The organism is Enterobacter cloacae complex sp. ECL414 (assembly GCF_021869685.1).
Classification (GTDB): domain Bacteria; phylum Pseudomonadota; class Gammaproteobacteria; order Enterobacterales; family Enterobacteriaceae; genus Enterobacter; species Enterobacter kobei.
Map to the genome: position 1 here is coordinate 3,497,961 of NZ_CP091481.1, position 14,577 is coordinate 3,512,537.

8 protein-coding genes are annotated in these 14,577 nt (G+C 57.2%); 1 reads left to right on the forward strand and 7 read right to left on the reverse strand.

The window, feature by feature from the left end:
* Positions 1-160 precede the first annotated feature (160 nt).
* The 7 genes from ndk to L3068_RS16755 all read right to left on the reverse strand — a co-directional run bounded on the left by ndk (position 161) and on the right by L3068_RS16755 (position 12,743).
* Positions 161-592: a nucleoside-diphosphate kinase gene (ndk, locus tag L3068_RS16725; RefSeq protein WP_003860625.1), complete on the reverse strand. Its 432-nt coding sequence runs from the start codon at positions 590-592 to the stop codon at positions 161-163.
* 121 nt (positions 593-713) lie between these two features.
* A complete protein-coding gene (locus L3068_RS16730; RefSeq protein WP_014884813.1) occupies positions 714-1,589 on the reverse strand; it encodes a 4Fe-4S binding protein in 876 nt (291 codons plus the stop codon).
* The gene (locus L3068_RS16735) at positions 1,589-2,377 is read right to left on the reverse strand and encodes a dimethyl sulfoxide reductase anchor subunit family protein (RefSeq protein WP_014884814.1); all 789 of its coding nucleotides are present in this window, start codon (positions 2,375-2,377) and stop codon (positions 1,589-1,591) included. The genes L3068_RS16730 and L3068_RS16735 overlap by 1 nt, the downstream gene beginning before the upstream one ends.
* Positions 2,370-2,999, reverse strand: a complete 630-nt coding sequence (locus L3068_RS16740) for a DMSO/selenate family reductase complex B subunit (protein WP_014884815.1) — start codon at positions 2,997-2,999, stop codon at positions 2,370-2,372. The genes L3068_RS16735 and L3068_RS16740 overlap by 8 nt, the downstream gene beginning before the upstream one ends.
* Positions 2,996-5,341, reverse strand: coding sequence for a DMSO/selenate family reductase complex A subunit (locus tag L3068_RS16745; protein ID WP_333129168.1), 2,346 nt, complete (start codon positions 5,339-5,341; stop codon positions 2,996-2,998). Before L3068_RS16745 ends, L3068_RS16740 begins: the two co-directional genes overlap by 4 nt.
* Positions 5,342-5,461: 120 nt before the next feature.
* The gene (gene pbpC / locus L3068_RS16750) at positions 5,462-7,789 is read right to left on the reverse strand and encodes a peptidoglycan glycosyltransferase PbpC (RefSeq protein ID WP_014884817.1); all 2,328 of its coding nucleotides are present in this window, start codon (positions 7,787-7,789) and stop codon (positions 5,462-5,464) included.
* 1 nt (position 7,790) lies between these two features.
* On the reverse strand, positions 7,791-12,743 hold the full coding sequence (locus L3068_RS16755) for an alpha-2-macroglobulin family protein (RefSeq protein WP_014884818.1): 4,953 nt from the start codon (positions 12,741-12,743) through the stop codon (positions 7,791-7,793).
* A gap of 287 nt (positions 12,744-13,030) precedes the next feature.
* Between L3068_RS16755 and L3068_RS16760 the strand changes: the two genes are divergently transcribed.
* On the forward strand, positions 13,031-14,575 hold the full coding sequence (locus L3068_RS16760) for a PTS transporter subunit EIIC (RefSeq protein ID WP_014884819.1): 1,545 nt from the start codon (positions 13,031-13,033) through the stop codon (positions 14,573-14,575).
* Positions 14,576-14,577: the final 2 nt, after the last annotated feature.

Genomic DNA, 14,577 nt, shown 5'->3' on the forward strand with positions numbered 1-14,577 from the left:
CGGCCTCGTTGTTACACGTTGTGGCCCCTGGAGGGTTGAATAGAAACGCCCCGGACAGCGGTCTGCTCATCCGGGGCGTTGCATTGTACAAAGTCTGGCGCAGGGATGCCACGTTTGCACGTGGCATTTACGAAATTAATGTGTAAACGAAACCGTTAAATTAACGGGTGCGTGGACACACTTCGCCTTCTGCGAAGAAGAAGGCGATTTCGCGTGCAGCAGATTCAACGGAGTCAGAACCGTGGGTGCCGTTCTCGGTGAAGCTGTCCGCGTAGTCAGCGCGCAGGGTACCGGCCAGCGCGTTGTCCGGGTTGGTTGCACCCAGCAGATCGCGATGGCGCTGTACTGCGTTCTCGCCTTCCAGCACGGATACCACGATAGGACCGGAGGTCATGAACTCAACCAGACCGTCAAAGAATGGACGGCCTTCGTGCTCAGCGTAGAAACCGCGAGCCTGCTCAACGGTCAGGTGCAGCATTTTGGTGCCAACAATTTTGAACCCTGCTGATTCAAAGCGAGCGAAGATGCTGCCAATAACGTTTTTTGCCACCGCGTTTGGTTTGATGATGGAAAAAGTACGTTCAATAGCCATGATAACCTCTGTCAATGTTCTGTTGTTTTGCATACCTGAGTATGGTGTGGCGCGGATTATAATGAGCAATAGCGCCATTGCCTATGGTTCTGCATAACATTTTTTTAAAATGAGACGAAGATTAGCAACAGGCCGAATCGCGCATAGCGAAGTGATGGCGTGAACAGAGGGGGCAGTGCTTTTCATCCATCCTGAATGACCAGAAATGACGATGACACGTCAGGCAAACAGCCTCACAGGCAGGCGTCACGCTGCTTTTCGCGCTCTGTTCTGTCTGCGTTATGCTTATCGCGCCATGCTGACACACCGCTTCGCACCCCCCACACCCGGTACAGCGTCCGGTTTCCACCACCAGCGTGGCATTCTCAAAACGAATTGCGTTTTCAGTGCAGCTTCGCCAGCATGCCCCACACAACCTACATTTTCCGATGTCGAGAACGATATCTGACTCGCTAAATTCTGCGAATGCCCTGCGCAGCTGACGCTGGCCCGGCACGACGTTACAGCGGCGCACATCCTCCCGCGGAACATACATAAGCGCACGGCGGGCAATATTCACCTCGTTGATCGGGTCAGGCTTAAAAGCCCATACCGCTTCACCCCGTCGACGAAGCACAAGATTAAGCCGGGCAAGCGCCAGTAACCAGGCCGGGTAGTGTTCCGCTTCAATACTGATAAAACGCACACCGTGTTGCGCGTGCCATAGCAGCAGCTCATTCACCCCTGGGGCATGTTCAGTAAAAGGCCCAACGAGGGTATCGCCACGCAGAAAGCGTTTTCGCGGCGTGATGTCGGTAATGGCCTCGGTGGGACAGACGAACAGGCAATCACCGCAGCCTATACAGCGCTGTTCATCAACCGAGATGCCCATTTCAGTAAAAGAAAAAACCTGCGCGGGACAAACGTCCGCGCAGGCACTGCAGGCAGCATGGCGAAAACGGCGACGCACGCACGCATGCGTCACCTCTATCGCCGGGGATAATGACAATTCGCCCATCAGCCAATACTGAAGAAAACGAAGCGCAGCATAAGCTCACCCACGATCAACAGCGCACTGCCCAGCAGCATTGGGCCTCGCGCCGCTTTCAGACCGCCCGCGGCAAAGCACAGCATACCTGCAACCGAAACGCACCAGCTCAGCAGATGTACCGTGCGCAGTTGCTCCAGCATCTGCAACGGTGCGTGAGGGAACGTCACCACGGTGTTATCCATGGTCGCAATGTCTGCCAGCCAGACGGGCTGCATGACCAGACGCACAAGCACCAGCAGCGCGACAATGACAACCGCCGCACGCACGGAAGTTTGGCAGCGCAGCCCAACGGCCATGCAGGCAGAACCTATGATCCCCACCGAGCCGATGAACAGCACCAGAGTGTTAATGTGCTGCCAGGTCACCACCGACGTATGCATGTAGATCTGCGCCATGCAGAACACATCCACCAGCCCGACAACACCGGCCACAACCAACAGCAGCTTCCAGCCTGGTTTTTTGGCAAACATCAGCAGCGTCGCAAGGCCCAGTGCCGCAAGGTAAAGGCTGGCAAAGACGATCTCACGGCTCAGCCAGGAGCTGGAAACGTGGCGCAGCGCGTTAAGGGCGTTGAGCGGATAGCCCATGTGCAGCGCCGAGGAGAGAAGCCCCAGACTGGCCAGGACAAACGCCCCGGCAGCGGGCAGCAGCAGACGAGATTGCGATGCACGCGCCTCGCCAAACGCCAGCCAGAGGGTCACGCCTACCGATCCCTGCAGGAACAGCGTAAATATCAGCAATGGTAACTCATGCATGACGCTTCCCCTCTTTCTCTGCACCCTGATGCGCTTTGACTACCAGGTTCGGTTGTGTGATGGAAGAATCAGGCAAACCTTTCACATCGCAGACCGCGCCGTATTTCTCCCGAAGTTCATCAATGGGTCCGAATTTGATCGCTTCGAGTGGACAGGTTGCCACACAGACTGGCTGCTCCCCCTTTGCCTGGAGATCCACGCAAAAATCGCATTTCGACATCTGTCCGGTCTGCTCATTGAGCTGCGGCGCGCCGTAAGGACATGACCATGCGCAGTAGCCGCAGCCAACGCACTTGTCCGTATCGACGCGCACGATGCCGTCGCCCGGACGCTTGTGCATCGCGGTAGTCGGGCAGTTTTTGGTGCAGACCGGGTCCGCACAGTGGTTACAAGAAATAGAGAGCGTGTAAGCAAAAACGTTATTGCTGACGCCCCCCTGCCCGGTTGGAATGAAATTTCCGCCGTTGACTTCATAAACGCGGCGGAAACGACGTCCAACCTCAAGGTTATTTTTATCTTTGCACGCCACCTGACAGGCCTTGCAGCCCGAACAGCGGGAGGAGTCGATATAAAAACCCAGCTGTTTATCGCTCACCGGCGCGTAGTGTTTAAACTGACTCATGCTTTCGCTACCTCCACCAGCATGGTTTGATGAGAATTCCCTTTCGCAAGCGCGGTAATACGGGCTGAACTGAGGACGTTCGCGCAACCACCTTTATCAATACCCTGCTCGTCCGGCTGCCACCAGGCACCAGCCTGCATGGCAACGACGCCTGGAATGATGCGCGGCGTCACCTCGGCCGGGATTTCACAAATGCCGCGCGCGTTATGGATGCGCACGGTATCGCCCTGTGCAATGCCGCGCTTTTGCGCATCCTGCGGGTTAATCCACAGCTTTTGCTGCTGGGCTTCAATTAACCACGGGTTAGCATATTGGGTTGAGTTGGCACGGTTTTTCCCTTTCCAGGTAATCAGCTGAAGCGGGAAAGTTTTCGCCAGTTCATCTTCCGGGCCTTCATGAGCGGGAACGTAGTGCGATAGCGCCGGAATTTCCGGGTGATGCATGTCGTACAGACGCTTCGAGAAGATCTCAATCTTCCCGGACGGCGTCGGGAACGGATGATTTTGCGGATCGCGAATGTTGTCTTCAAAGGCAACGTACGGCGCGCTTTTGAAAAGATGCTGACGCGTTTTCTGTAGCGTCGTGAAGTCCGGCAGATTTTCCTCCGGCATCGCCAGCCGCGTCTGCTCCCAGATGTGCTCAATCCACGCTTTTTCGTCACGGCCCTCGCTGAACGCGGGTTCAATGCCGAGCTTAGCGGCAACCTCACGCAGCCAGTCGTAATCTGAACGGCGCTCAAACTCAGGCTCAATCAGCTTTTCCGACAGGATCAGATAGCTCGCGGTCCCCCAGGTTTCGCCAATATTCCAGCGCTCCATAAAGCTGGTTTCCGGCAGAAGAAGATCGGCGTATCTGGCGCTCGGCGTCATAAACAGATCGCTTGCAACAATAAATTCGATTTTCGACTCGTCTTCCAGCACGCGGGTTGCCTGATGGAGATCTGGGTTCTGGTTAGCCAGGTAATTGCCGGCCAGCGAGAACAGGATGCGGATATTGCTGTCCAGCTTGTCAGCTTCTTTCAAACCAACATCCGCCGTCACCTGAGAAGCATCGTCGGCGGCCTGCACCCAGTTCATCACCGATATTTTGGCTTTTACCGGGTTATCCGGCATTTCGGGCCCAACGGCAAATTTGCGGTTAGCGCAGCCGCCATAGCCTGCCGCCCAGCCGCCTTTTACGCCGACGTTACCCGTTAGCGTCGCCAGTAACGTTGAGCCGCGCGCGGTGCGCTCGCCGCAGTTGTGACGCTGCGGCCCCCAACCCTGGATCAGTGCAGCAGGTTTAGTATTTGCGTAGTCGCGAGCCAGCTGACGGATAGTCTGCGCAGGCACATGGGTAATTTTCTCGGCCCACTCAGGGGTTTTCGCCACGCCGTCTTTTGCCCCGCTCAGGTAAGCCATCAGGGATTCATTGGCCGGAACGCCTTCCGGCATTGATGCTTCGTCAAAGCCCAGGGTATAGCGCTGAATGAAGTCGCGATCGTGCAAGTTCTCTGTGACGATCACGTACATCATGGCATCCATCAGGGCATTATCAGTGGCAGGAAGCAGCGGGATCCACCGATCGGCAAGGGAGGAAACCGGGTCTGAATAGCGCGGATCGACAACGATAAAGCGGGTGCCGTTTTGCTTCATCTTCTGGAAGAAGTAGTTGCTGTGACCAAAAATCGTCTCCGTCGGGTTATGCCCCCAGAGGATGACCAGTTTCGTATCAAGCAGCGTGTCCAGAGAACTGCCGCTGGCAGCGGTGCCATAGGTATACGGCGTGGCTGCCGCCGTGTTGCCCATACTGACCGAGTGATAGCTTTCGAGGTAGCCGCCGGTTAAGTTGAGCAGACGACGAACCATTTTATCGCCGGAAAACGTTCCGCCAGAAACTGCGGTACCCACGTGAACATAGCGTGAAGCCGCACCGTATTTTTGCGTAATCGTTTTTAATTGATTCGCAATAAGCGTCGTGGCTTCATCCCAGGTAATACGTTCGAATTTTCCTTCGCCACGTTTACCTGTACGCTTCATTGGATATTTAAGCCGATCGGGATGATAAACAAATTTCCGATACGCTCTGCCACGAACACAGGCACGCATAACCGGCATCTGCGGATCCAATGCATTATCCGGGCGCGTGGAAATTCGGGTGACAACGCCTTCGCTGATATGAGCTCGAATATCACACTTCCCCCCGCAGTCAAACGTGCTGCAGGTTTGCACCACTTTTTCTTCCGGCGCCGCACGTGTTGCCGCGGCGTCCTGCGCCTGTACGTTGCGGGTTGTCACAACAAGCGGAAGGGCGGCGAGCGCCGATCCTGCCTGAATAAAATGACGTCGGGATATCTCGGGAATAAAACCCTCTCCCTGATTTTTATTTTTTTCATTGCTCGTTCCTTCAAATAAAAACGCATTCTCGTTTTTTTTCAGGAACGAATGTTGATAATTATCAAGCTAACGCTTTAGGGGTAAAACTTAACGGCCCAGCTCGAAATTTACCGTCGCCGTTTGTCCTGCCTCATCCATCACAAATAACTGATAATTACCCGGCAAATATAATTGTAATGAATAATTATAATTCCGTCCTTTTAACGGTTCTCCGTTTAAAAACCACCAGCGCTCACCTTCTCCACCTGTCGTACTGACAGAAAGCGTCACATTTCCTTCACCCGGGAGTCGCTTAATCACAGCTCCCTCTCTGATTCCCGAAATCATAAGCGGTGCCGCATTGTTATTATCCAGAGGCGGACAGACTGTTGATTTCGCAGGAAGACGCGCCGCCCTTTTTTCTGCTGCTGGCAGCCACGACTCCAGCGGCAGCGGCCAGACATCGAGGATTTTCTCCGTGGCATCCGGGCAATCTGCTGAAACGCGCTTACCCGTTTTATCAAGCCAGACCGGGAAACGAATGCCGCGAATACCTTCCTGTTCCGGTAAAAGCAGCGTAGGCGGCTCACTTCCTTCCAGCAACCATGTGGAAAGGCGACGCCGACAGTTTTCACTGCCTTCCGGCAGCGACTGACCGCCAGGCCAGCAGATCACACCCTGCCCGACGCTCTCCGGACGCGGATCGCGCGGCAGGCGGGCTTCGTCTACCGTCGAGCGAGACTGAAGCAGGTTATTTACCTGATTCAGGAGCGGCACCGCGCTGGCAAAACCAAACTGCCCGGCCACGGGCGTACCGTCCGGTCGCCCGGTCCAGATGCCAATGACGTAACGGGCGTTCAGACCTATTGCCCAGGCATCACGGTAGCCGTAGCTGGTGCCGGTTTTCCACGCCAGCGGCGCAATTTGCGGTAGCGCACTGTCCGGCAGCGGCTGCGCCTCGTTGGCGAGAATACGGCGAATAATCCACGCTGAACCTGCCGATAACAGCGGGCGCTCAACAAGCGCGTCGCCAGGCTGGAAGCGCAGCCTTCCCGCCTTGCCGTGTCGGGCAAAGGCGCTATAGGCAGCGGCGATATCGGCCAGCCGCGCGCCTGCACCTCCCAAAATCAGCGACAAATTCGGTTGTGCCCCCGCAGGCAGGATCAGCGGCAGCCCGGCATTGCTCAGCATTCCGGCAAAACGCTTTGGCCCGTAGGCTTCCAGCACCTGCACCGCCGGCAGGTTGAGGGAGCGTACCAGCGCTTCACTCATGCTGACCGGCCCGTGGAAGCCGCTGTCGAAATTTCCGGGGCGATAATCACCGGTTTTTCGAGGAACGTCCTGAAGCAATGAGGCGGGATGGATCAGGCCATCATCCAGCGCCATACCGTAAATAAAGGGTTTCAGCACCGATCCCGGCGATCGGATCGCATTGACCATATCAACATGGCTAAATCGACTGTCGTCGTTAATATCCACCGAACCGACCCAGCCGCGCACTTTCATATCCGTATGATCCACGACGATCATCGCCAGCGAGCTGCGTGCCGGCAGGCGGGATTTCCAGTTCATCGCCAGCTCTTCCAGCTGTCGTTGTAGTCCGGCATCCAGCGTGGTGACAATTTTTGTGTCGCGGCTTTTGCCGAGCATCATGCGAGCAAAAAGCGGCGCCAGCTGCGGCATCTGACGGGGAGCCAGCCATACCGGCTCTTCACGGGACTCTTTTACCTGTTTTTCTGACCAGACGCCCTGGGTCATCATGCGGTCGAGCACCTTATTGCGTGCCGCTTCGGCCCGCTCCGGCCACCGGTCCGGGCGCAGACGACTCGGAGCCTGCGGTAGTACGGCCAGCAGCGCTGCATCGGAGTAGCTAAGCTGCGAAGGTGGTTTCCCCAGATAGGTCCAGCTTGCTGCCCCTACACCCTGCAGCGTGCCGCCAAACGGGGCACGGTTGAGATACAGCGTAAGAATATCGCGTTTGGAGAGATGCCACTCCAGCTGCATCGCCCGCCAGAGCTGACGGATCTTTCCACCGAAGGTGCGCGGATGCGGATCCAGCAGGCGCGCCACCTGCATGGTAAGCGTGCTTCCCCCCGAGACCACTCTCCCGGAGGTGAGATCCTGCCAGGCGGCGCGCATGACAGAGAGTGGGTTTACGCCGGGATGATCCCAGAACCAGCGATCTTCATACTGGATTAGCGCCTCAAGATAACGGGGAGAGACCTCTTCAATGGTCACCGGATAGCGCCAGATGCCCTCCGCGTCAGCAAAACGCCACAGCGGCGTGCCGTTCTCATCCACCACCACCCGGGCGGGGTTAACCTCTTTCAGAGGTAACGGCCACAGGCGGTCGGCGGCGAAAACCAGCCCCCATAAAATGAGAAGCGCTCCCGCCAGCCAGAGCCAGCGGGAGCGTATCAGACGTGCTTTCAGCATATTACGGAACAACAATCAGCGGGCCGCTGGCCGCACCCGTTGCCCGCCACTGCGGAACGTACATAGACTCCACCATCGGGACCGGCACCTGGTAAGTTCCCGGTGTGACGGCGCGCGCCAGGTAAACCAGCGTGACCGGCTGACCTTCGTTGACCGGCACAGCGGCCACAAAGCGGTCGTCGCGGAACTCCATATGCTGAATATCCGCCTGCTGCATCTGGCTCAGCAGGTTTTGCACCTCGCTGCCGCTGTCCTGCAGGCTGGCGCTGCTGCTCGCCAGGTTCTGGTTTTCCAGCTCCAGACCCGCCGGGAGAAGATCCACCACCAGCGCATCCGGCACGTTCTGGCTGGCTTTCACCTCAAGCCACACCAGTACCAGTTCACCACTCTTCAGAGATGAGAGCGATTTACTGCTGCCGTCGGTTGCCAGGATATGACGTTCAACCTGCAGCACGTTCGAGCTCGGCTGAGGCGCATATTCCGGATAACCCGTGCTGTCCAGGCGAACCCACAGTGGCGAAGTGCCGGTATTGGTCACCTGCAGCGCACCAAACTGGTCGCCGTTGACGTTTTGTACCAGCGATGTATCACCGCCTGAGGCGGTATCAGACAGCGAGGTTTTCGCCTGCCATGCACCTGACAGAGTTTGCAGCGAACGTCCGGCCAGGAAGAGGGCATTACTCTCCTGAGTAGACAGCCAGCGCTGGCTGAAAGCCTGTTCAGACAGCGCATTCAGCAACGTATTTTGCGCATCCGGCAGCAGCTTGTACTCTTCCAGCAGGGAGAGCATCAACGCGTTATCGCGCAACTGACTACCGTAATCGGCCATCCAGTTTTTGCTGTCGTTACGCGGCGTTTTGAGCGCCAGGTCCAGTGCCTGCTGGCTGCGTGGGGCATCGCCCATCAGTTTGAGCGCCATACCCAGCTGCATCAGCGGCAGCCCGGAAGCAGCCTGAGCGTGACGATCCCAGATTTCGCGCAGCGCACCCAGCGGTGCTTTTTGCTGGCGCGCCAGCACCAGAGCGGCATAAGCCTGTACGGCAAATTTGCTGGCCTGGGTGTCGTCGCTGTAGCGAATGGACATCATGCCCGGATCCTGCAGGTAGCGCAGCAGGCGGCTATTGGCGTTATTCACGGCTTCGGCAGGCACGCTGTAGCCTTGCTCGCCTGCACGCACCAGGAAGTCAGTGACATAGGCGGTTAACCAGTACTCTTCCGGGCCGTTTTTATCCCACAACGCAAAACCGCCCTCCTCGCGCTGCATCTGCAGCAGACGCGAGATCCCAATATCAATGGCAGCACGGCGCTTGTCATCCGTGTCGCCCTTAATACCAAGCGCGGTGAGCTGCGCCGCGTTGGTGTAGAGCGACGGGAACAGGCCACTCGTGGTTTGTTCCAGACAGCCATACGGATACGCCTGCAGTTCACGAATATAGCGCGCCAGGTTGAGCGGTGGTTTACCGCTCAGCAGGAGTTGCCCCTGCAGAGTGGCTGGAGAGAAACCGCTACTATGCTGCGCCGGTGCGGTCCAGGATTCACCCGGGTTCAGCATCGCTCCGGTATTGACGGTCTGTGCCGGGAATGCCGGACGTACGCCGATTTTCCAGCTTTTCTGCTGCGCTGCGAAGGTTTCTCCCGGAAGCTGCAGGCCGGTAACCTGTGCCGTCACCTCACCGTCGCCATAGCCTTCCAGCGCACGTACTGGAATAAACAGGGTGCTACGCGCGCCCGGCGGCAGCTGAACCGGCTGCGGCGGCGCGCCCTCCAGGGACAGTTTGCCTGTCGCAGTCAGGGCAACGTTCAGCGTTTGCGGCTGGTCGGTCAGGTTGGTCAGATCCAGCGTCAGGCGCGAGGTATCTCCACTCGCCAGGAAACGCGGGGTGTTCAGCTCGGTAATGACCGGTGCGGCCACCACAACCTTGCTTTCACTGCTGCCAAAATCATCTTCCGTCCAGGCCTGTGCCATCAGGCGCAGCTCGCCGTTGAAGTCTCCAATCGGCAGCGTAACGGTACCTTCCCCGTTAGCATCCAGCGTAACCGGCTGAGCCTGCTGGGCAACAATGGTGACGTGGTTCACCGGCGGTTTGCCGCCGCGCTTCAGTTCATCGCCATCACCGCCGAAGCGCAGCGCCGCCATGCGGCCCTGTCCTTCAATGACCTGGCCGTAGATATCGTAGATATCCGCGCCGTAGCGCTTCTGGCCGAAGAACGCCTGCCACGGATCTGGCGTAACGTAATCGGTAATGTTCAGCACGCCGCTGTCCACTGCCGAAACCAGCACGTTCACTTTCTGTGGAACCGCACCCTCTTTCACGCTGGCTTTCACCTTCACCGAGAGCGTCTGATTTGGCCGCATTTTCTGCGGGTTATCGAGCGCAATGTTCAGGCGACGATTTTCGTCTCCCATCGGCAGATGCAGCAGACCAACCGCGCGTTTCGGCGTGGCGGATTTCGATTTATCCCCAGGGCGCACCACCAGTGTGCTGAGATAGAGATCGTGACGTTTCCAGGCTTTATCTACCGGAATCGAGAGATCGAGCCCGTTTGCCGGTACGTCGATCTCTTTCCACCACAGCGGCCCTTCGCTGGATTCGATCATGGCATAACCCTTGCCTGCGGCGGGTGCAGCGATATGCAGCTGGATGGTATCGCCTGGCTGATAAGCGGGTTTATCCAGCTTCAGCGTCACGCGGTCAGGGCGTGCTGCCCCCGTGCCATCGCTGTTATCCTGCCAGCTGTATCCTGCCCAGAAACGCACGCTACTGACCATCTCATCAGGCGCTTTCACCTCCAGACGGTATGAGCCCCACTCCACCGGGAAAGTGACCTTGCCGGTTTCATCGGCCTTGAGGCTAAGCTCCTGTTCACCTTCAACCAGATCTTTTTGATCGAACTGAGACTGCCAGCCTTCGCTCTCAGACCAGTTCCAGAAGTAGTCGCGGCGCTCGCGGATCAGGCGCACCTGTAAGCCGGATACCGCTTTTTTCGCCCCGCTGGCATCGGCATAAACGATGTCAAAGCTGGCATTACCGTTTTCGTCAACAATGGGTTGGTTGACGGTGGTATCCGTGCGGTAGTCGTATACGGCCTTGCTGGCGAACTGAGGACGGATACCCGGCAGTTCAGCCGCCGGCCAGATGGCCTGCTCAGCGCGACGCGTCACCGGGCGACCGCCCGACTCCAGCAGGCTGGCCTGCAGGATCAGCTGTAGCGGCGAATGCACTTCTTTCCACTGGCTTTCAGTCGTAACCTGCCCGCGCCCCTGTTCGTCCAGCGTAAGCTGCACTTCATCCAGACTGCGGCTCAGGTTTTCCTCAGCGATGTCCCCAAACTGGAAGCCTGGCAGTGCAGGCACGGCCTCACGCAGTGGGCGGAGGAAAAGCTGGCCCTGCAGTGAATTCCCATTAGCCGGCGCACCGTACAGGTAATAGCCTACTACGTTAAAGTCCACGTCATCCTGCGGGGAAACCGGTGCTTTTTGACCTGTCAGATTCAGCGCCATACGCTCAGGCATGAAATCTTCCACGTGGAAATCCCACAGACGCTGCTGGTTATCACCTGTGTTCGCGCGGATATGCCACATGCCGGTCTGCGCACCGCTATCCAGCGGATAGTTAAAACGATAGAGCCCGTTTTCTGGCTTAACGACCATCGTGCGCGCCACCTGTCCATCCGGACGCAACACGTCAAGCTTCACAGGCTGGTCGGGGAGCGGCTTTCCGTCGCTGTCGCGCAGTAAGCCGTTGAGGATCACGGTTTCACCCGGGCGATAGAGATCGCGCGGACCAAACATAAAGAACTGCTTGCTGTAGCCCGGATTACCGGCGATATCAAACTCCGCCAGATCGAGCGCCGGAAGTTTGAGATCAAGCAGCGTGGTCTGGCCATCTTTGCTCGCCAGAATCAGCGCGGCCTCTTTGTCGGTTTCAAGCGTCGCATGACCGTCCGCATCGCTTTTCGCCTCGGCAAGGGTCTGCCCTTTGTCATTCAGCAGCGTGACGGTGACACCGGACTGCGCCGCACCGTTTTCCAGACTCTGGGTAAAGATGTCCAGGCGGTTGTGGTAACGGTGAGCGGATAACCCGACATCGCTCAGGGTAAAGAGGGTTGCGGCATTGCTGTAGTTGTAGTGTCCGGCCTGGTTCATGACCGCGATATAGACGCCAGACTGCTGGAGCGGCTTGATATCCTTGAGCGGCAGGAGCAGTTTTTCACGGGTATTGCGCGCCGGATTGAGATCAAAGCGACCGGTATAAACCAGTTCCGCCATCTTCAGCAGGTTGTCGGATTCCCAGTTGGTCAGGGAGTTACGGTACTCCCACTGACTGACAAAGGAAGCCAGCGATTCCGGCTTCACGCGGTAGAAATTGACGTCCACATTGTTGACGTTGAGCGCCATCACCGGCAGCCCTTCCACCACTTTGCCCGGCAGCAGCGATCCGCGGCTGGCAAAACCGACCGTCGGTTCGACATCCCGGGTGGTGATCGCTTTTTCATAATCAATGTCGAACGTTGCTTTGTTCAGCGCCTGTAAACCACGTTCGACGGTGACAACCAGATTACGGTTGGGCTCCAGATGACGCAGGCGAAGCTCTTTCAGGTTAGGCGCAAGTTCCCACGCTCCGTCAACCTTGCCACTTTTCTTATCCACGACATGCACTGTTTTCGCGAAATCCTGGTCGGGATTCAACGGAACAGAGAAGGTCAACACCAGCGTGGCGGCGCCGTCCAGCTGTACTTCAGAGGCATCCAGTAGGGTTAATGCTTTGCCCTGGCTCTGTGCCGCCAGTTTTGCCAATTTTTCTGCATCAGGCTTTTCAGCCGCTTTCGGGGTTGATGTGGTAGATGCTGCGGGAGCCGCAGTCTGAGATTTATCGTCGCTGTTGTCACAGCCGACAAGCGTAAATGTGGTAAGCAGCGCGAGAGAGATCGCGGCTAAGCGAAACGGTTTCATCCTTTGTCCCTGGCCTGAGGGGGCCTGTTGGTCGTCGTCCGGATAAGTATTATCCGCAAGTTTCGTTAATACAAAAAGTCCAATTTTAGAATCTGGAAAGCGCCTCGCAGAATCGCCATGTCCGGCGGCGTGGAGGTGGAACCGCGATCACAGAGCATAACGTCACATGTTACCTTTCACGTCATTTGTTTTTAAAACAATAAGATAGCTGGATAAAAGCATCAGGAGCCTGCTAGTTTTATGACCATGACGCACCCCGAGTGCGCGGTTCAATAAGAGAGAAAGCCATGAAACGAGCCGTGAACGCCCTACAAAATTTCGGAAAATCATTGTACGGCCCCGTACTTATCTTACCGATCGTCGGTCTGTTTATCGCCTTTGGTAACGTATTGGGTAACGGCAACCTGGCCGAGTACCTGCCGTTTCTTGGCCATCCGCTCATTCAGAGTATCGGCCAGCTGATCGCCAAATCCGCCGTGTCAGTGCTGGTCAACCTGGCGCTGGTGTTTGCCGTCGGGATCCCGATTGGGCTGGCAACGCGCGATAAAGGCTACGCGGCGCTGATTGGTCTGGTGACCTTCGTGGTGTTTATCAACGCCATGAACGTAACGTTACAGCTTCAGGGTGAGCTGGCGCCTGCCGGGCAGATGAAAGCCGCGGGTCAAAGCATGGTGCTGGGCGTTCAGGTGCTGGAGATGGGTGTTTTCGCCGGGATCCTGACCGGGGCGCTCTCCGGCTACCTTTACAACAAATATTCCGGCGTACAGTTTAACGGTGCGATGGCGATTTACTCCGGCCACTGCTTTGTCGCGATTGTGATGCTGCCCGTCTCCATGCTGCTCGGCGTGGTAATGAGCGAAATCTGGCCGTACGCTCAGCACGGGATTAGCGCGCTGGCGCTGGCCATTAAAGGCTCAGGCCCGTTCGGCGTAGCCATTTACGGTTTCCTTGAGCGCATTCTGGTACCGACTGGCCTGCATCATCTGGTTTATACCCCGTTCCTCTATACCGAACTCGGGGGGACGCAGGAGGTATGCGGCGCAACCTATCAGGGCGCGCGCAATATCTACTTCGCCGAAATGGCCTGTCCGGAGGTGAAGCAGCTCAGCAGCACCGTGGTGTGGGACGCGCGCGGCATCAGCAAAATGTTCGGCCTGCCCGCCGCCGCGCTGGCGATGTATATGACCGCAAAACCGGAACGCAAAGCTGTTGCGAAAGCCATTTTGATCCCGGCGGCGCTGACCTCGCTGCTGGTCGGCGTCACCGAGCCGATTGAGTTCTCCTTCCTGTTCGTCGCGCCGCTGCTGTTCGTGGTTCACGCGGTGCTGACCGGCATCGGCATGATGCTGTTCTCGCTATTTGGTGTTCACGCCATCGGTGCCAACGGGATCATTGATTTCATTCTCTACAACCTGCCGCTCGGCACGGAGAAATCCAACTGGCCAATGTACATCCTGGTAGGGCTGATCATGTTTTCCCTCTACTTCACGGTGTTCCGCTTCCTTATTCTGCGCTTCAACATGAAGACCCCAGGCCGTGAGGATGAGGATCAGGAGACACGTCTCTACAGCAAGCAGGAGTACCAGGCGAGGGGCAATAACGACGGGCTGGGTGAGTCCATCGTAGTGGGCCTCGGCGGCAGGGAGAATATTGAGGTTGTGGATAACTGCTATACCCGCTTACGCGTCACGGTGAAGGACGTCGACATCATCGACGAGCCGCGCCTGAAAGCGACCGGCGCGAAAGGGGTCATCAAACAAGGTAACAACGTTCAGGTGGTCTACGGGCTGCATGTCAAAAAAATGCGAGAAGCCGTTGAGACGTTTCTCTGAAA

Excerpts from the sequence above, each read along its gene's own strand:
- ndk (WP_003860625.1), bottom strand. The coding sequence starts at position 592 with ATGGCTATTGAACGTACTTTTTCCATCATCAAACCAAACGCGGTGGCA.
- L3068_RS16730 (WP_014884813.1), bottom strand. The coding sequence starts at position 1,589 with ATGGGCGAATTGTCATTATCCCCGGCGATAGAGGTGACGCATGCGTGC.
- L3068_RS16735 (WP_014884814.1), bottom strand. The coding sequence starts at position 2,377 with ATGCATGAGTTACCATTGCTGATATTTACGCTGTTCCTGCAGGGATCG.
- L3068_RS16740 (WP_014884815.1), bottom strand. The coding sequence starts at position 2,999 with ATGAGTCAGTTTAAACACTACGCGCCGGTGAGCGATAAACAGCTGGGT.
- pbpC (WP_014884817.1), bottom strand. The coding sequence starts at position 7,789 with ATGCTGAAAGCACGTCTGATACGCTCCCGCTGGCTCTGGCTGGCGGGA.
- L3068_RS16755 (WP_014884818.1), bottom strand. The coding sequence starts at position 12,743 with ATGAAACCGTTTCGCTTAGCCGCGATCTCTCTCGCGCTGCTTACCACA.
- L3068_RS16760 (WP_014884819.1), top strand. The coding sequence starts at position 13,031 with ATGAAACGAGCCGTGAACGCCCTACAAAATTTCGGAAAATCATTGTAC.